Annotated in this window: 17 protein-coding genes; 6 read left to right on the top strand and 11 right to left on the bottom strand. The window is 63.5% G+C overall.

The genetic code is table 11. From position 1 onward, the window contains the following. The first annotated feature begins 64 nt into the window (after positions 1-64). Together ACQVBX_RS05725 and ACQVBX_RS05720 are read left to right on the top strand one after the other, a co-directional pair. Positions 65-1,861: a thiamine pyrophosphate-requiring protein gene (locus tag ACQVBX_RS05725; RefSeq protein ID WP_431637043.1), complete on the top strand. Its 1,797-nt coding sequence runs from the start codon at positions 65-67 to the stop codon at positions 1,859-1,861. Between the two features lie 88 nt (positions 1,862-1,949). Continuing rightward, the gene (locus ACQVBX_RS05720; protein WP_431637040.1) at positions 1,950-2,225 is read left to right on the top strand and encodes a glycoside hydrolase family 15 protein; all 276 of its coding nucleotides are present in this window, start codon (positions 1,950-1,952) and stop codon (positions 2,223-2,225) included. Positions 2,226-2,319: 94 nt separating this feature from the next. Here the strand turns inward: ACQVBX_RS05720 and ACQVBX_RS05715 are convergent, their stop codons facing one another. Beyond that, positions 2,320-2,469 (bottom strand): hypothetical protein, encoded by a 150-nt coding sequence (locus ACQVBX_RS05715; RefSeq protein ID WP_431637038.1) that lies wholly within the window; start codon positions 2,467-2,469, stop codon positions 2,320-2,322. A 310-nt stretch (positions 2,470-2,779) separates the two neighbouring features. On the opposite strand from ACQVBX_RS05715, the gene ACQVBX_RS05710 reads away from it, so the two are divergent. Both ACQVBX_RS05710 and ACQVBX_RS05705 read left to right on the top strand, forming a co-directional pair. Further along, positions 2,780-3,055, top strand: coding sequence for a DUF1778 domain-containing protein (locus ACQVBX_RS05710; protein ID WP_431637037.1), 276 nt, complete (start codon positions 2,780-2,782; stop codon positions 3,053-3,055). Positions 3,056-3,174: 119 nt separating this feature from the next. Beyond that, the gene (locus ACQVBX_RS05705; RefSeq protein WP_431637034.1) at positions 3,175-4,563 is read left to right on the top strand and encodes a hypothetical protein; all 1,389 of its coding nucleotides are present in this window, start codon (positions 3,175-3,177) and stop codon (positions 4,561-4,563) included. Between the two features lie 106 nt (positions 4,564-4,669). Here the strand turns inward: ACQVBX_RS05705 and ACQVBX_RS05700 are convergent, their stop codons facing one another. The 4 genes from ACQVBX_RS05700 to ACQVBX_RS05685 all read right to left on the bottom strand — a co-directional run bounded on the left by ACQVBX_RS05700 (position 4,670) and on the right by ACQVBX_RS05685 (position 8,803). After that, positions 4,670-5,140: a hypothetical protein gene (locus ACQVBX_RS05700; protein WP_431637033.1), complete on the bottom strand. Its 471-nt coding sequence runs from the start codon at positions 5,138-5,140 to the stop codon at positions 4,670-4,672. Positions 5,141-5,176: 36 nt separating this feature from the next. Next, complete coding sequence (locus tag ACQVBX_RS05695; RefSeq protein ID WP_431637031.1) at positions 5,177-6,472, bottom strand: hypothetical protein; 1,296 nt, start codon at positions 6,470-6,472, stop codon at positions 5,177-5,179. 186 nt (positions 6,473-6,658) lie between these two features. After that, a complete protein-coding gene (locus tag ACQVBX_RS05690; RefSeq protein ID WP_431637030.1) occupies positions 6,659-8,365 on the bottom strand; it encodes a hypothetical protein in 1,707 nt (568 codons plus the stop codon). 105 nt (positions 8,366-8,470) lie between these two features. Continuing rightward, the gene (locus tag ACQVBX_RS05685) at positions 8,471-8,803 is read right to left on the bottom strand and encodes a hypothetical protein (RefSeq protein WP_431637028.1); all 333 of its coding nucleotides are present in this window, start codon (positions 8,801-8,803) and stop codon (positions 8,471-8,473) included. A 492-nt stretch (positions 8,804-9,295) separates the two neighbouring features. On the opposite strand from ACQVBX_RS05685, the gene ACQVBX_RS05680 reads away from it, so the two are divergent. Beyond that, positions 9,296-10,374 (top strand): IS3 family transposase gene (locus ACQVBX_RS05680; RefSeq protein ID WP_431634034.1). Its coding sequence is split into 2 segments (ribosomal slippage): positions 9,296-9,554 and positions 9,554-10,374, totalling 1,080 coding nucleotides; the frame shifts between segments, so codons are not numbered across the junction. Between the two features lie 388 nt (positions 10,375-10,762). Here the strand turns inward: ACQVBX_RS05680 and ACQVBX_RS05675 are convergent. The 6 genes from ACQVBX_RS05675 to ACQVBX_RS05650 all read right to left on the bottom strand — a co-directional run bounded on the left by ACQVBX_RS05675 (position 10,763) and on the right by ACQVBX_RS05650 (position 16,339). Continuing rightward, a complete protein-coding gene (locus tag ACQVBX_RS05675) occupies positions 10,763-12,172 on the bottom strand; it encodes a serine hydrolase domain-containing protein (protein WP_431637026.1) in 1,410 nt (469 codons plus the stop codon). Between the two features lie 233 nt (positions 12,173-12,405). Then, positions 12,406-13,038 carry an XAC0095 family protein gene (locus tag ACQVBX_RS05670; protein ID WP_431637025.1) on the bottom strand — a complete coding sequence of 211 codons (633 nt, stop codon included), beginning with the start codon at positions 13,036-13,038 and terminating at the stop codon, positions 12,406-12,408. Positions 13,039-13,453: 415 nt separating this feature from the next. Beyond that, entirely contained in the window at positions 13,454-13,996 is a 543-nt protein-coding gene (locus ACQVBX_RS05665) for a hypothetical protein (RefSeq protein ID WP_431637023.1), read from the bottom strand. 92 nt (positions 13,997-14,088) lie between these two features. Continuing rightward, positions 14,089-14,613, bottom strand: coding sequence for a DUF2127 domain-containing protein (locus ACQVBX_RS05660; RefSeq protein ID WP_431637022.1), 525 nt, complete (start codon positions 14,611-14,613; stop codon positions 14,089-14,091). A 72-nt stretch (positions 14,614-14,685) separates the two neighbouring features. Further along, positions 14,686-15,111, bottom strand: a complete 426-nt coding sequence (locus ACQVBX_RS05655) for a hypothetical protein (protein ID WP_431637021.1) — start codon at positions 15,109-15,111, stop codon at positions 14,686-14,688. A 334-nt stretch (positions 15,112-15,445) separates the two neighbouring features. Further along, positions 15,446-16,339: a LysR family transcriptional regulator gene (locus tag ACQVBX_RS05650; RefSeq protein WP_431637019.1), complete on the bottom strand. Its 894-nt coding sequence runs from the start codon at positions 16,337-16,339 to the stop codon at positions 15,446-15,448. Between the two features lie 107 nt (positions 16,340-16,446). Between ACQVBX_RS05650 and ACQVBX_RS05645 the strand changes: the two genes are divergently transcribed. Continuing rightward, entirely contained in the window at positions 16,447-17,319 is an 873-nt protein-coding gene (locus ACQVBX_RS05645) for an SDR family oxidoreductase (protein WP_431637018.1), read from the top strand. Positions 17,320-17,370: the final 51 nt, after the last annotated feature.

Here is a 17,370-nt window from a genome sequence, read left to right as displayed (position 1 = left end):
CTGCAGATGGCGCCGTCGCCGCCCTGGGCGATGGCGCGCGGGCCCTCGATCCCGGGAGAACGCAATGAGCCAGACCGTGGGCGACTTCATCCTTCAGCGCCTCACCGACTGGGGGGTGAAGCGGGTCTTCGGCTACCCGGGTGACGGCATCAACGGAATCATGGGCGCGATGGGGCGCGCCTCCGACCGCTTCGACTACGTGCGCGTGCGCCACGAGGAAATGGCCGCCTTCATGGCCGGTGCGCATGCCAAGTTCACCGGCGAGGTAGGCCTATGCCTGGCCACGTCAGGCCCTGGCGCCATCCATCTGCTCAACGGCCTGTACGACGCCAAGATGGACCACATGCCGGTGGTCGCCATCGTCGGCCAGCAGGCGCGCACGTCGCTGGGCAGCGACTACCAGCAGGAAGTGGACCTGCAGAATCTGTTCAAGGACGTCACCGGCTACGTCGAGACGCTCACCGCACCGGCGCAGGTGCGCCACGTGATCGATCGCGCGATGCGCATTGCCGCGGCCGAACGCTGCGTCACCTGCGTGATCGTGCCGAACGACCTGCAGGAGATGAAGGCCGTTCCCAGCCCGCCGCGTGCCCACGGCGACGTGTATTCCGGCGTCGGCTACGCGCCGGCGCACCCGCAGCCGTCGACGGACGAGCTGCGCCAGGCGGCCGAGGTGATCAACGCCGGCAAGCGCGTCGCCATCCTGATCGGCGCGGGCGCCATGCAGGCCGGTCCCCAGGTGATCGCGCTGGCCCGCCATCTGGACGCGGGCGTGGCCAAGGCGCTGCTGGGCAAGGCGGCACTGCCGGACGATCTGCCCTTCGTCACCGGCTCCATCGGACTGCTCGGCACCAAGCCCAGCTGGGAACTGATGAACGACTGCGACACGCTGCTGATGATCGGTACGACGTTTCCGTATTCGGAGTTCCTGCCGCCGGACGGGCAGGCGCGCGCGGTGCAGATCGACATTGCTCCGCGCAACGTGTCCATGCGCTACCCGACCGAGGTCAACCTGATCGGCGACAGCGCACAGGTGATCAAGCAACTGCTGCCGCTGCTGGAGAAAAAGGACAACCCCGACTGGCGCGAACGCATCGAGGTGAACGTGCGCAAGTGGTGGCGCGCGCTGGAGGCCAAGGCGATGGAGCCGGCCGACCCGATCAATCCGCAGCGCATCTTCTGGGAGCTGTCGCCGCGGCTGCCGGACAAGGCGATCATCTGCGGCGACTGCGGCTCGCACACCAACTGGTACGCGCGCGACGTGAAGATCCGCGAGGGCATGATGGCCTCGCTGTCGGGCAAGCTGGCCACCATGGGCAGCGGCATGCCGTATGCGATCGCCGCCAAGATGGCGTATCCGGATCGCCCGGTGCTGGCCATCGTCGGCGACGGCGCCATGCAGATGAACGGCAACGCCGAACTGATCACCGTGAAGCAGTACTGGGAGCGCTGGAGCAATCCGTGCTTCGTGGTGATGGTGCTGGCCAATCACGACCTCAACCAGGTGACCTGGGAGCAGCGCGCCCTGGCCGGCGATCCGAAGTTTGCGCCGGCGCAGGACGTGGAAGATTTTCCCTACGCCGAATACGCCCGCATGCTGGGCTTCAAGGGCATCCGGGTGGAGCGGCCCGAGCACATCGCCGCGGCGTGGGAAGAGGCATTCGCCTCGGATCGCCCCGTGCTGATCGAATTCATTTCCGACCCCGACGTGCCGCCGCTGCCGCCGCATATCCGCTGGGCGCAGGCCAAGTCGTACATGACCGCGCTGGCCAAGGGCGATCCGAACGAACTGGGCATTATTCGCCAGAGCGTGCGCGACATGATGGCGGGGCTGCTGCCGGGCGACTCGGGCGATTCATGAGCCTGCGCGGCGCCCGCATCGATCGGGTCGAGGCCGCGGCCTACCGCGTGCCCACCGACCAGCCCGAGGCAGATGGCACGCTGGAGTGGTGTTCGAGCGCTATTGCAACGAGCAGTCCCATGACGGGCTGGAAGGCGGGGAGGGGAGCTTCATCGCCTGCGGCTTCTGGCTGGCCCACGTCAAGCTGCTGCAGGGCCAGCGCGACGAAGCGGAACGACGCGTGCGCCGGCTGCTGTCCGTTGCCAACGATCTGGGCCTGCTCTCAGAGGAATACGACGTGTCGGCGCAGCGCCAGTGCGGGAATTTTCCGCAGGCGCTATCGCACGTAGCGCTGATCAACACTGTGATGGCGATGGGTGCCTGATTACGGCACGTGGGCGCGGCATGCCCGCGGCAGGTTGCCGGTAAACGTCACCACCGGGCGCAGCAAGCCACCCGGTGCAACAACACGCGACGCGTCAGGACGAGGACGGCTTCGGCTTCGCATCCGGCGCGTTCTGCGGCTGCCGCGGCGCATCGGGCGCCGGCTTGCGCTCGGTGCCGTGCTTATCCTTCGGCTGACTCTCGTCGTAGCCGGACTTCTTCGGAACGGTGTCTTGCTTGGACATGGGCGTGGCTGAGCAGCATGCGTAGGCGAGGAAACCCGAGCCTGACAACTCAGCGGCGCACGTGCAGTGAAGGGTGCGTGGCATGCGGCTTGATCTTCTGTCGGCCAGGTGGGGAAGGGCGCCACATTGCCAACGCCCCTGCTCCCAGTTCCGGTTGTACCCCAAGCTGCGCGCCTACTTTGTGCGCTAGGTTGGCCGGGTCGGATGCTGGTGGCCCAACACGCCGCAGCGACCGATGAAGGCTGAACCGGGGTACTGACGTGCGGCCCTCGCTGCGCGGACAATGTGCATACACTTGAGGACCGCCGCCATGACCACCGTCTCCCGTCAAACCACCTTCAATCTGCGTGCCACGGTGGCCCAGCGCAGCCTGATTGACCAGGCGGCCCGGATGGCGGGCAAGAGCCGCACGGACTTCATGCTGGAGGCAGCCTGCCAGAAGGCCCAGCAGGTGCTGCTGGAGCAGACCGTGGTTGCCCCGGACGCCGCCCGCTTTAAGCGCTTCCGGGCGCTGCTGGATGCGCCGGTCGAACAGGGCGCGGCCCTACGCAAGCTGCTGTGTCGCCGGGTGCCGTGGGAGGCGTGAGGCGCCAAGGGGCTGCATAACGTGGTGATCGTGCCGCCGGAGTCGTGAGAGCTGGCGTGCGGATGATCGTTTGCCGTGCCGGTTCTACGGGATAGCCGTGCATATTCAAGGAGCGCTGGATGGCTAAGTCGATTCGCTGCCTGGTGGCCGCGACCATCATGATCGTGCCGGTACTGATATCGATCGCGCCTGCCTGCGCCGAAGCGCCAGCGGCCACGCCCTCGATGGATGCCATACCGATGCTACGGCAGGCGCTCGATCGCCCTCCGCCGTTGGATGCCTTTGAATCCGCCGTGCTGCAGCAGCAGTTTGAGATGCTGGGCTTTAAGGCTGCTGCCGAGCGGCTCGGCGAGTATCAACGCCTGCGCCTGTTGGGTACGGTCATGCCGCCGCCAGCCCAGGCAGCGGCAACGCTGCGCGACGTGGTGGCTGGAGCGCGTGTCACCCCTGCGCTGCGAGCCGCTGTCTCGCGAGCGGTGGCTGATGGCGTGGCGATAGGTTTTCCCGCTATCGCTGACGTGCAAAGCGCGAGCGCCCCGCACCTGCAGATGAGCGAGCAGGGGTTGGCACATATCGATCGCCTCGCACCCGGTGCATGGGGCTATTTCAAAGGCGGGCAAGTGGACCCCGCGGAGACGGCCGCGCAGGCCGAGGCATTCTACCTCGCCGCCGATATGCGTAATCGGCTGGCCATGAAGGCCGACCTCCACGTCGAGTATGAGCTGCCGTCCGGACAGACGCTGAGCTGCGAAGCGGACGAGGTACCCGCCGGCGATCATCGCGGCGGCCTGTGCCAAGTCAGGCTCGTCGGCCACGTAACCAGCCCGGAAGGCATCCGCTGGATGGCTTTGACGCCTGAGCAGAAAACCGCTTTGTACGACAACCTGCTCGCGTTGCGGCAGACCGCTGCGCCCGTACCGAAAGAGGGCACGGTCCGCATCGGTGAGCTGCATCTCACCATCGACACCGCGAGCGGGGCCACTCTGGATGGCGCATGGCGTGCCGCGGCCGCGACCGAAGCCCAGCAGCGGCTGCAGGCGGCGCCGTGCGAGGCGCTGGGTAACTGCGCCGCCGGCGTGGCGCAGCAGGCGACGAGTCCTGCCGCCATTCATGCGGGGCTGACCTTGCTGGTGATGGCCTGCCTGGTGGTCTATCGGTTCCGCCAGGGCGGCACCGGCCGCCTTTGGCCCACCCTCGCCAAGCTCTATGCGATGCTGCTCGTCCTGGCGATCGGCGTGAATGCGGTGGACAACCCGACTGGCGCCACCCGTGGTGCACCGCTCAGCGGCACGCTCGGTTTCATGGCCAAGGCGGCGGTATCGATGCCATGGAGCTACTACTTCATTAGCGAAACACGGGTCAGCGGACCACTTCCCGGTGTTCCCGCCAAGACGCTAGCCGACGACTCGATCTGGTTATGGACTTTTGCCGGCTTGAACCAGGTGTTCTTGCTACTGATGGCATCCGGAGGCGAGTCGCAGAAGCCCTTAGTCGACGCCACCAGCTAAGCCCAGCGGGCGGTGGAGAGCATGCCGACGCATGGATGCGGCATACCCGTCGAACCTGCGCCTGCTCAGCACTACGCGTGCCGGCCCGAGAGTCGACGTGCACAGATCACTTTCCAAACGCTGAAGGGACGCTCTTACCCAGCACTCGCCGGATCTCGGTCGTCGCTTTCTCATCTACCGCCGGATCGCCGGAGTAGGAGGTTCGCGTGATGCGGCAGTCTCGGCAGATGTCGTCTTTGACGGAAGCGCTGATGCTGAAGGTTGCACTGCAAGGATCTGAGTGGCTGCCAGGTACGGCAGGGCAGGCGAAGGTATAGGTCTTGACGGTCGAGACGGTGCCATCGGGCGCCTTGCCCGTCGCCTCCGTGACCACCTTCATGTTGGTCATGCCGGCGTGCTCATAAGCGTGCTGGTAGGTCTCGATCAGCGTGCTGTAGTGGGTGCCGTCGTAGATCGTCTCGGGTAGTTGCGGCTTCATGAAAGCGCACAGCAGGAGCACGGCCGGCAGTGCGGCCGTGACTATGACGGTACGGCCGGCCTTGCGCAGCCGGCCCCCGGGTGAACTGATGATGTGCATCCGCCCTCCAGCCTAAGGAACGTCAACTGATGCCTCTCAATGCCGCCCCCACACCCAGACATCGCCATGCGCATCGATCGCTGCGCTGCTGTTGTAGCCAGCTGCGATCGCCACCGCCTTGCCGATGCCGGGCACCTGCCGCGGCAGCTCGGTGAACGGAGCCCGCTCGCCGCGGCCGTATTCGTTCTCGCAGGCAGGGCTGCCGTGCTGGCCAAGGCCGAGGCGCTGGCCCAGTTCGGTGTCGGCGTTCTCGCCCCAAGCCCAGACCTGGCCGTTACCGTCGAGCGCTAGCGCGTGGCGCTTGCCGGCAGCGATGGCGCGGATCGGCGGCAAGCCTTCGATGCGCCGCGGCTGCTCCAGGTAGTACTCGATCCGCTCCGGTCCCTGGCCCGGATCCACGCCGAGCTGGCCACAGCTGTTGTAGCCCCAGCCCCAGACCTGGCCAGCCGTATCCAGCGCCAAGTCGCTGGCGTAGTAGCTGGCAACCTGCTCGATGCGCGGCAGGCCGCGAACTTCGCGCGGATAGTCGTCGCTCGCGCCGGAAAGCAAATGGCCGGCCCAGGTCTGGTCCTGGTAGGGGCAATATGGATTGCCAGCCACGGGTGAGCTGACGGGGGAACTGAACAACGGGTTGGACAGATTGCCCCAGGTGTACATCGTGCCTTTCGCATCCAACGCCATGCTGCTGCGCATGCCCGCCGCCACGGCGACGATGCCGTCCATCCCCGGCACCTGCCGGAAGTCGACCAGCGAGCCGGATGCGCCGGCGCGGCCGAGCTGTCCGCACTCGTTCATGCCTGACGACCACAGGCTGCCGTCGCCGCGCACGAGCAACCGATGGCGATCGCCGGCCGCCAGCGCGGTGACGTTGTCGAAGCCGCCCGAGGGCGCGGTGGCGCAAATATTCCCCGCCGTAGCGCAGGCGTTGGGCATCCCCAGGTCCACCGCCGCCAGCGCCGTGCCGTCCAGCAGCACGGCGCTGCGTTCGACCGCGCGCGGCGCGCCCGTGCCTAGATGTTGCTTCGCCACGATAGCGGCGTCGAGCACCTTGATCGGCGCGGGGTCGTCGCAGTTGGATTCGCCGCGGTAGTACGACCACACCCGGCCCTGGCGATCGACCGCCACCAGGCGGCTGCCGTCGAAGCTGATCGACACCGCGTCGTGCACGACCGGCAACCGCTGCGGCGGGTTGAGACCGAAGCGCGGACAGAGAGTCGTTGAGGGCAGGTGGGTGCCCGCTGCCACGACCGGTGTGCTCTCGAACGCATGCCGAAGGCCCCAGGCGCCAAGTATGACCAGCACGGCAAGTATGACGATGGATCGGCGGCTCATGGGCATCCTGCGTGGTGGCACCGAACGTGCGCACACGTTAAGCCATTTGTAGATGCAATGGACGGCCGCGACGACTTCTGCGGCCGCTGCTATTGAAGCAAGCAAAGTCGCCTGGGAAAGCGGACGATGTATTTTGCGATTTTACATAATATACATTATGCGCAATTACGCCTTGCGCGTGGATGACTACTCCTGCGGCAGGAGCACATCGCGCCAGCTGATGGATGATTCACAATCGATTCGCGCCTCAAGTTCGAGGAGCCTCTCGTGGCCCGGATGGTTCTCCACCGCCAGAGCCACCATTGATCGACAGCGTTCCATGTCGCCTGCCTTGCGATATCGCTCTGCTAGCTCCAAAGTAATTGCGGCATCAAACAGTCGCGGAAACCTGATGCCGCTCGGCGAGGTCCGTCGGCGGAAGTAGGTGTCTATAGCTTCCTGATGGCTTTCTAACGACCAGGAAATCGCTTGATCGAAGAGCGCGAATGCGATCATTGCCTCGGGGCTCGGCACGTCGAGCTCTTTTTCCATTAATGCCTGGAAAGCCGGCGGCATCGGCAACTTTTCGCGCTCGGGAAGATAGATGTTGAATAATGCGTAGAGCGCTAGATAAGGACGCCGAAGGTGCTGCTTGAGAGTTGCTGCAAATTCAGCCGCCAAAGTCAAAACCGGCCGCAAGTCGGTCAACGTTGCTCCCCGGTCCCGGAGGAGGCAGGATTCAAGTTGCTCCAAGAATCCTTCGAGCTTCTCACGCCCCTGCCCTTTGATGTCACCGTCAGAACGCCCTACCCAGTATCGCGGCGCCAATCGCACCTGCACAACGCCAGCTCGTTCGAGTTGGTAGTTGTACGGCTCAGTGTCGATCGTGGGCTGGCGCATCACGAATTCAATGATGACGCTCCGCATCAGACGCGAGAGGCCTTGCAGCGTCAAATAAGCAGTTCGGCCATCATTTGTCGTTTCCGAATGATCGTTCGGAAGTGCCACCATGTCGGGAAGACGTTGAATCCGATGTACATACTTCGACCGCAAGGCATACGCCGTACCGAGCACGGCTGTCAGGTCTGACCTGCCCAAGCGATGCCCTGCGCATTCTGAGATCTCGCGAAAGAAGGACGACGGAGTATGGGCAACCGCGAACTCACGGAAGCGACGAGCCAGAGCGACATGCTCGAATTCAAGCAGAGCGTTCCTGACTCGCTGTGTTAGCGCCTCACCCGCGCCATGCAAAGCGGCGTCTATGGCATTGCGCTTTCGATCATCTACCGAAAGCCAATCGGCTTGATGGCCGTCAAAGTCTTGGGCTAGCGATTCGACGGAGGCAACGAGGAGCGTATATGCTAGCTCGAGATTATCGGCCACTCTATGCATGGCGTTGACGTATGTGCGAATGGAGCGCATCACACCGAGAAATGTCTTACGGTGCAGCCCGATCACTTGATCGATGAAACTGACAAGGAACCGGATATCCCCTGGCTTGCACCCATAGTGCCTGTCGAAAAACTTGCTGACTAAGGCATTCGGAGCTACCCGCGTACTCTGCCCTTGCTCGCCACTCGTGAGTCGTCTAGCCAGGTCGAGGTCCGGTGAGCATACGCAGTTCAACGCGAACGAAGCGACTAGTGCGAAGTCGTGCAGGTAGGGGTCGACAGTAAAAGAAACGATGGTTCCCGCTTTCCCGTCGCCGCCTCCCTCGTCCTCAATTCGTTCTGTTAACTCATAGATCAGGGCAAATGGCCTTGTCGAGTAACTGGATGATGGCAGCAGTTTGCCTGCTGCGGTCACTATCGGCTCTTCCTTGTGGATAAGCGCGTTCGTATAAAGCACACTGCGCAGAAAGTTTTCTCGGCGCGGTGGATGGGTGAACAGCTTTCCGGTGGTAATCTGTAACAAGGGTATCCCCAGTGGCAAGGCCGGTATCTGTTGACAATCTCCAAGCCTAGCTGAACCGGCTAGCACGCTAGCGTCAGGCGGTCGTCACCTGTGCGTCGTGACAAGTCACCGACAGAAGGTCTGACGGAGATTCCGCCACTCGCGCACGGTGTTCACGCTCCCCAGCACTACCTCGTATATCGGCGCAGCCGTGGCAGCAAACATCTGCACTTCTAGATAGACGAGCTTCCTTGGCATCGACACCTTGTACTCGATCCTGAGCTGATAGCCAGCGTAGCGCTCGTACGGGGGTGGCTTTGTTCCGAGGAAGGCCCCCAAGCGCTCGGGGTGATGCATAAAGGCGTCAACGAGACCACTCGCGCTACCCAACTGTTCGATCACACCATCGCGCCAGGCCCAGCTATATGCGATCTTTGCGATGGTTTGGGCAAAAGCCATGATGTGTTTGGTCCTTTCCCTTTGGACGGCGCCAATTGCTGAATGGTCTCCCATGAAAGTCGACAAATCAGAGCCGAACACCGCTGCTGCCAATCCTTCCAGATCCAGAGTCGTGCGCCTCCCATCATCGACCAACAACCCCGGTCGTACGAACAGCGGAAGGCCAAGCACTACCGGCGTCTCAGTGCCACCTTCGATCCTCGCCGTCCGGCCGTCTCGACCCTTCAGGTCCGTAACGATGGCGCCCTTTACGTTCCTATAGTTGGATCGGGATGGTAGCCCTATCACCTTCCGAACATGCGCCATTGCACCATCATTAAGGGCATAGTTCTCGAATCTGGACGTGATCAGGCGGCATGCTTCGCACGAGCCGTTGTGAACTTGGATCGTGCCGCCCCATGCATAAGGTACAACGTGCTCACTACGACGTCCCCCCGGTTTTGAGTAGCACTGCCGTTTGGAGTCCAATCCCCCAACCGAAGGAGATTGGACGTGAAGAAGCGCTTTTCCGAGGAACAGATCATCGGCTTCCTGCGTGAGGCGGATGCCGGCTTGCCGATCAAGGAGCTGTGCCGCAAACACGGCTTCAGCGAGGCCTCCTACTACCTGTGGCGCAGCAAGTTCGGCGGCATGAGCGTGCCGGACGCCAAGCGCCTGAAGGAGCTGGAGACGGAGAACACGCGGCTGAAGAAGCTGCTGGCCGAGCAGATGCTTGAGAACGAGGTGATCAAGGACGTCCTGCGAAAAAAACCGTAGGCGCACCGGCCCGGCGAGCGTTGGTGCGCCAGATGATCGACAAGGGGTTGAGCGAGCGGTGCGCGCTGCGCGTGGTGGGCATGAGCGCCAGCGCGTACCGGTATCAGGCGCAGCCAGACCGCAACGTGGCGCTGCGACGGCGGATCGTGGAGCTGGCGCAGCGGCACAAGCGCTACGGCGTGGGGATGATCCACCTGAAGCTTCGGCAGGAGGGCGGCGAGCCGGTGAACTACAAGCGTGTGGAGCGGTTGTATCGGGAGGAACGGTTGCAGGTACGCCGGCGCAAGCGGAAGAAGGTGCCGGTGAGCGAGCGGCAGCCACTGTGTCGTCCATCGGCGCCCAACGAGGTGTGGTCGATGGATTTCGTGTTCGATCGCACCGCCGACGCCCGCGTCCTCAAGTGCCTGACCATCGTCGACGACGCCACGCATGAGTCGGTGGGCATCGAAGTCGAACGAGCCATCTCCGGGATCGACGTGACGCGTGTGCTGGATCGCCTGGGCGTCATTCGCGGCCTGCCCAAGACCATCCGCACCGACAACGGCAAGGAGTTCTGCGGCAAGGCGATGGTCGCCTGGGCGCACGAGCGCGGCGTGCAACTGCGCCTGATCGAACCAGGCAAGCCGAACCAGAACGCCTACATCGAATCGTTCAACGGACGTCTGCGCGACGAATGCCTCAACGAACACTGGTTTCCCAGCCTGCTGCACGCCCGCACCGAGATCGAACGCTGGCGGCGGGAATACAACGAGGAGCGACCGAAGAAGGCGTTGGGCGGGCTGACACCCGCCGCCTACGCGAAGCAGTTAAAGTAATTCCGGACTCTAAACCGTCCCGCTACTCAACGCGGGGGGACGTCGACTAGACAGCTGATCAGTCGAGCCGCAGTAAATGCAACTCTGTGCGTAACGCGAGGCGAGCTCAGCGATGGGCCCAAGACCTTCGGCGTTACCGTCAACCGTCTCGGCATCTTTGGAGACCGTCCGCAAAACTTCCTCCCCGCTAGGTGTGACCCGGCTGATGCCGATCTCGGTCTTGATCTTCACTCAGCTTCTCCAAGAAGGAAGTCAGATGCACTTCTAACGGCTGCCGCGGGACTAACGACCGGCCCGCGTCTAATTATGTTTCCTTGGTTGCCTCTCCACTCTTCCATATGGGCTTTCATGAGCACGGTTACGATCGTAAGGGCGCCTGTCCCACGCCCTACCCCATGGAAATGCTGGCGATCTTCCCATCCACGTCCAAGGCGATGCCGAACCTGAGCAGGCTGCCCGGCCCGAAGCGAATCACGTAGTCATAGAAGGTCTTGCCGGCTTGGATGTGCGTGCCTTTGAAAATGAAGGCGGAAGGTCGACCGTAATCCTTGAACTCGCTCGCGAGGCGTTTGGCCAGGCCTGCCTGCATTTTCTTTTTGAGCTTGGCTGCAACAAGTGGCGAGTACCCCTGCCCCGCCTGCATCTGCGGGAAGAAGGCCTCGACCTTGGCGGTCACTGCCGTGTTCTCGCCTGAGTTCGGCCGCGTCGCCGCAGAGGCGATGGCTGGGTTGAGGTCTTCGAAGATCGCCGTTGTGATCGTCTCTCCGGGTTCCGGGTTATCCACGAAGTTTGTGAAGGCGATGATCTGCATGGCTTGCTTGGGGAAGTACTCGTTCGCCGTCGTGAATCCCAGCGACCCACCTGTGTGCCCGATGCGCGGCTGCTCGTCGATACGGTCCACAAAGAGGCCAAGGCCATAACCAGCATCACCTTGTTCGGTGCTGATCGGCGTGCTCATCAAAGCGTAGTCCGCAGCAGTGATGATCTTGCCGCTCTGCAGAGCGGCATTCCATTTCTGAAGATCGTCGACCGTCGAGACAAGAAAGCCTGCCGCCCAGCCGACCGATGCGGCGATCGTTGGTGCAGGTTCGACATGGCCCCCTTTCCGGTCATATCCGACGGCCATGGCTGGCGCCCTGCTCTCTTCCGCCACGGTGAAGGTGTGCGTCATCCCGGCAGGGTCGAGCAGGTGCGTTTGTATGTAATGACGGTAGGACTGATGCGACACCACCTCGATGACGCGTCCGGCGAGGAGGTAGCCTGTATTCGAGTACGACCATCGCGTGCCAGACGGAAAGTCCAGTGGCTTGTCAGCAATGTACGAGACCAGCTTGTCGAAGCTGGCAGGCTTGTCGATCGCGTTGTCTGCTTCGACCGCGTCGAGATATTCCGGCATGCCGCTGGTATGCGATAGCAATTGCCGCAGCGTGACCTCGCCTGCGTGAGGCGCGTCCGGAAGATAGGTGGAAAGCTTGTCGTCGAGATGCAGCTTGCCGGATTCCTGCAGTTGGAGGATGGCGGCGGCGGTGAATTGCTTAGTGATCGAGCCAATTTCGTAATGGCTGTCGATCGTGGCTGGCTGCTTGTGCTCGCGATCACGAAGGCCGTAAGCGTGGCGGTAAACGACGTGCCCGTGATCTACCACCAGGATCGTCGCGCTCGGCGTCCCCGATCTCCGCATGATGGCCATCACGTCGGCGTCGATGCGCCTGGCTTGTTGGTCAGTGATGTGAAGCTGGGCAGCCAACGCCGTCAGTGGCAGTGCAAGCAGGAAAAGCACGGCAGCAGATCGCAGCATGGGTAAGGACTCCTTTCAGTACCCGGATGATGAGAGGCTGGCCGTGAGCAGCGTTAACGTGTCCCACGACGAGCAACTGAGAAGGAGTATGACGGCTTCGGCCCGCAGCAGCTTCTCCCCGTACCGTAAGCGCTCGGCATAGGCTGTGGCACGAGTTCCCGCCGTGTCGACCTCGATAGGTGGAGACGGGGGCGTTGGCTAACGTTTTGCCTTCCGCCCCTATCCCTCAAGCGCTACTGATAGGTCGGATGCGCGCGCGACGCGGATGCCATGACGCTCACGGGCAAGTGCGTCGGTAGCCCGAAGTAACTGCCGCCCTCCTCCCTCACTCCGTCTCGCATGCCAACCGGCAACCCCAGCCGCTGGGCATCAATGGCATCGATCAATTCCCGCAGCTTGCCCGCATCGCGGTAGATGGCATCGCCGATCGCCGGCATCGTGCCATCAGCGAACTCGGCCTCGCCGCTGCAGGTAACCACGTCACCGTGGGCACGGAGGCTATCTAGCAACTCGTGAATGGCGTCGAGCTGGTCGAGCGTGATGCCGGACATGTAGCGCTCGTCGGCCTCGTCCGTGGCCGGTTCGGTGGCATCCGCTTCGCCTGATGCGGCGTCTTCGCTGGATGTGTGTTGTGCAACGCGCTCGTCGAGCACCTGCGCGATGTGTGTTTCCAGCCAGGCCAGGTTGCTGGCTATTTCGCTCAGGTGAATTTCCGTGACGACGTCCTCGGGCGTTTTCGCCTGACGCTTTCGTACCAGCCGGGCCAGTAGCGCTACGTCCAGGCGCAGCTTTGCGAGTCGTTGCAGGCTGTGTGCGGAAAGAACCTCGCCTGCGCCTTCCAGATCTTCCGAATCGATGGTGGACATGCTTGCCTCCTCGTTCCATGAAGTACCCGTGCGCCAGGACGGCGACGGGAAGTCGGGAGGCTAGAAACCGCACACAGCCGGCGGGCTTATTTCCCTTGCGGGTGTTGTATTCGCCGCCCTCCCGACGCAAGTGTCACGTCGGTTGCGCCTGCAAACGTGCAGGCACAAAAAACCCACCGGTTTGACGGAGGTGGGTACCGCTGTGTGGGGAGTTTCTAGGCTCCTTGCGACCGAGTCTCCTACCGCGGTGTGGGGGAGTCAAGGCGAATGGGTTGGCCATCACGCATCGCGACCGGTCACTGGCGAGGACGGTCGCTCTGCCCTCCTCCACATGAGGCTGGCCTGACCTGATGCCGCGTCTAAGCGAGCGGCTGCGTCGTGCCATGTGACTGCTCGCGTGTGCGATCAGGCGTTGTCAGCCAAACCGCTTCCACCACACCCGCTTCCCCGGCTTGTCGCTGCCCGGATCGGGATCAGGCGTGCAGGCACTGCCAGCCGCGGAGGCATTTGTCGCCGCCACGATGGCGCGGTTGACGGTGCCGTAAAGCGCTTCCGAGAGGGATTCGTAGGTCGCCTGGTCCTCGCCGTCGAAGCCAAGGTCGTTCCATGAGCCCATGCCTCCGAAGACCCACGCGGACTGCGCCGCCGACAGCAGTTGGTTTGCCGCCAAAGGAAGCAGCGATGGGTTGGCCAATTCCTTATGGAACGCGTGAACAGGCGACGGTGCCGCGAGATCGTCCAGTCCGTTCGCAAAGCAGGCGGCGAAATTGTCGAGGCCCTGCTTGGATGCGAACGCCTTGATGCGCACCAGCGCCGCCTCACGCAACTCGTCTCGAAGTGCCTGCAGGTCGATCGGCTCATCGACACTTGGCGGCTGGTTCCTCGCCACTCTTCCGTACGTCACCTGCCATATCCGCCAGTCCGCACGCGCCCGGTCGTGGGCAATGGTCCCTTGCATGTTGGCTCCTTTGGGCGTTCGAACTGAGCTGCCAATGAGGGTGGTAGCAAGCCTTATGGAAGGGTCGCTCCACCCCCGATAACCAGCCCTAATCAATCCACGCCGGATCCGTCGTGTCCAAAATGAGAGATGGTCCCGCTGCGAGAACGCAGCTTCGCGTACTCCACGGTGGTGAGCGCAATGATCAGTAGATCGAACAGCGTCAGCGCGAGATAGCTGGCTGACAGCCTCGTTACGATCATGTGGTAGATCTGGTAGATCACGAAGAGAGCAGTCAGCACGATCAGTGCTGGATAGGCCCATAGTCGGCCGCGCACGATCTCCACCAGCACGACCAGCTTCGTCACTCCATGCGAGAGCAGGTACAGGGCTGCGATCAGCATGGCGTGCTGCTGAAAGCGGGTTGCCCCGCGCAGGATATGCACGGCAAAAAAATCGTGCGGATCCTCGCGTAGCTCGGGAGCCACCAGTGAAGCGACCGTACCCTGCAGCCAACGTGGATCGATCAGCAGAAGCCACACGCCGCCGACCGTTTCGCCCAGGGCATCGATGGCCTTGAGCACGAGAGCGATTGCGAATGCCTTGTCGGTCGCTGTTTGCGTGGATAGGTATCGCATGCGCCGCTCGTCAATCCTGCAACTGAAGAGCTCGGCCGGGGCCGGGCTCCTGTCCGAACTAACCGTTCAAGCTCAGTCGCCATCATCGTCGTCGTAACGTCGCCCGTAGACCACCGTACGCGTGACCACCGGCGAATCTTCGTAGATCACCCGGGTCGGCCGACGATAGACCACTGTCGGCGGAGCCTCGTAGTAGCGGGGAGCCGGAGCGACGGCACCGTCGATGAGGCCGGCGACTATCGCGCCTGCTATCCACCGGTCACCATCCCTGTCGTGGTCGCGGCGCCACCTGTCACCATCGCCACGCCATTCATCGCGATCGCCATGCCAGTCCCTGTGGTCAGCATGCCAGTCGCCGCGATCGCCATGCTGCCAATCATGCTGATACCGATCGCCGTGGTCCCTGTGGTCATGGGCCGATGCGCCCAGCGGTATGGCGCACGCGGTGGCAACTGCCAGTCCGATCAATAGTTTCTTCGCAGCCAGGTGCTTGACCATGACTCACCTCCGTCGGTGTTGTCTCGATGTCCGGCCTTCTTGCGTCATGCGAGCGGAGGATCCAGCCTGTCGATCCACCACGCCGAGCGAATGTTCGACACCATCACTCGCCTCGTCTCGCATGGTTCCGAGATACTCCCGGCTTCTTATGGATTACTTAGCTGAGTGCAAACAGGCCGGCGTTGTACAGCGGACAGTCACCATGTAGCCAAGTGCACCGCCCTTCCGTGATCGAGGATATGAGTGGGTGAGTCAAGGCGAGCGCGCTGGCTGTCATGGCTCACGAGCAATCGCTGGCGATGATGGCTGCTGTGCCTTACTCCGTTGTGCCTTTTCATCCACTCACATAGGCAGCCAGCTCATCCGGGGTCCCTTTCGGAAACGCCTCCCTCAGATAGTCCAGAAATGCCGAGACGCGCGCGCTGAGCAGGCGGCGGGTGGGATAGAGCGCCCATAGTTCGATCTCCGGTCCGTCCACCCTACCCCACTGCACCAGCGTGCCGGCAGCGAGATCAGGGCTGGCCAGCGACAGCGGCAGGCGGGCGGCGCCGGCGCCCATGCGCGCGGCATCGCGCACCATGAGCAGCGACGACAGACTGATCACCGGTTGGGCGACGAGCGTGGACGGCCCGGCGGGCGTGGTCATCGTCCAGGTTTCGGTCGGCTGCATCGCGCCGCGGACGATGACTGGCACGGGCTCGCCGTGGGTGGGCTTGGACAGGTTCGGGCTGGCGACGACCACCAGCCGATCGCGCAGAAAGATGCGTCCCACCAGGTTGGCGTCGGGCTCGGGATTGACGCGAATAACCAGGTCGTAGGCCTCTTCGATCATGTCCACGGCGCGGTCGTCGGCGGTGATCTCCAGCCGCACCTGCGGGTGCCGCAGCGCGAAGCCGGCGGCGAGCTTGCCCATGGCGGTCTGCGAAAAGAGCAGCGGCGCGCTGATGCGCAGGCGGCCGCGTGCGGTGTGGCCGCCGGAGGCGATGGCCGTGGCGGTCTCCTCGAGCTCGGTGAGCAGGAGCGCGGTGCGTTCGTACAGCGCGCGGCCTTCTTCGGTGAGCTTGAGCGATCGCGCACCACGCTCGAACAGACGCAGATCCAGGCTGGCCTCCAGCTCGGCCACGCGCCGGGACAGCGTGGCCTTGGGCCGGCCCGCTTCGCGCGCGGCCCGGCCAAACCCGCCATGGCGGGCTACGAGGTTGAAATCGGCAAGCGCGAGCAGGTCCATGTGTTCCACCAGTGAGACGAAGCATCCCACTTTAGCGGCTATGCCTGCGAATTTGGATCGATAGCATGACGAGTGTGTTCCCAACCCACCCACTCGGAGTACATGCCATGACCATCCTCGTAACCGGTGCCACCGGCCGCGTCGGCCGCCACGTCGTCGACCAGCTTGCCCAACGCGGCGCCGCCGTGCGGGTGCTCACCCGCGATCCCGCCAAAGCCACCTTCCCCGCCGGCGTGGAGGTGGTGAAGGGCGACCTGCTCGACCTCGACGGCCTGCGCGCCGCCTTCGCCGGCGTCAGCACCCTGTTCCTGCTCAATGCGGTGACCGGCGATGAGTTCACCCAGGCGCTGCTCACGCTCAACGTGGCCCGCGAGGCGGGCGTGAAGCGGGTGGTCTACCTGTCGGTGATCCACGCGGACCGCTACGTCAACGTGCCGCACTTCGCGGTGAAGTTCGGCGCCGAGCGCATGTTGCAGCAGATGGGTTTCAGCGCCACGATCCTGCGCCCGGCCTACTTCATCGACAACGAGCACATGATCAAGGACGTGGTGCTCGGCCACGGCGTCTACCCGATGCCGATCGGCAACAAGGGTCTGGCGATGGTCGATGCGCGCGACATCGCCGAAGTCGCTGCGATCGAGCTGATCCGTCGCAGCGAAGGCCCGGACACGTTGCCGATCGAAATGATCAACCTGGTGGGCCCGGACACGCTCACCGGCGCGGACGTGGCGGCTATCTGGGCGGACGTGCTGGGACGCCCGGTGGTCTACGGCGGCGACGACCCCGCCGGGTTCGAACAGAACGCCGCCGGTTTCATGCCGCCCTGGATGGCCTACGAGATGCGGCTGATGGCCGAACGCTGGGTCAGCGACGGCATGATCCCGGAACCGGGCGACGTGCCGCGCCTGACCCAGCTGCTGGGGCGGCCGCTGCGTTCGTATCGCGGGTTTGTGGAGGAGGTGGCCGAGGCGGCGGGCTGACGCGGAGCACGCGCGCTGGGCGGGCAGGATGAACGTGCCCACCCAGCGCGA

It is taken from the genome of Dyella thailandensis, from assembly GCF_050749815.1.
Lineage (GTDB): Bacteria > Pseudomonadota > Gammaproteobacteria > Xanthomonadales > Rhodanobacteraceae > Dyella_A.
Note: the sequence above shows the minus strand (reverse complement) of the source record. Positions and strands in the feature narration are given on the sequence as shown.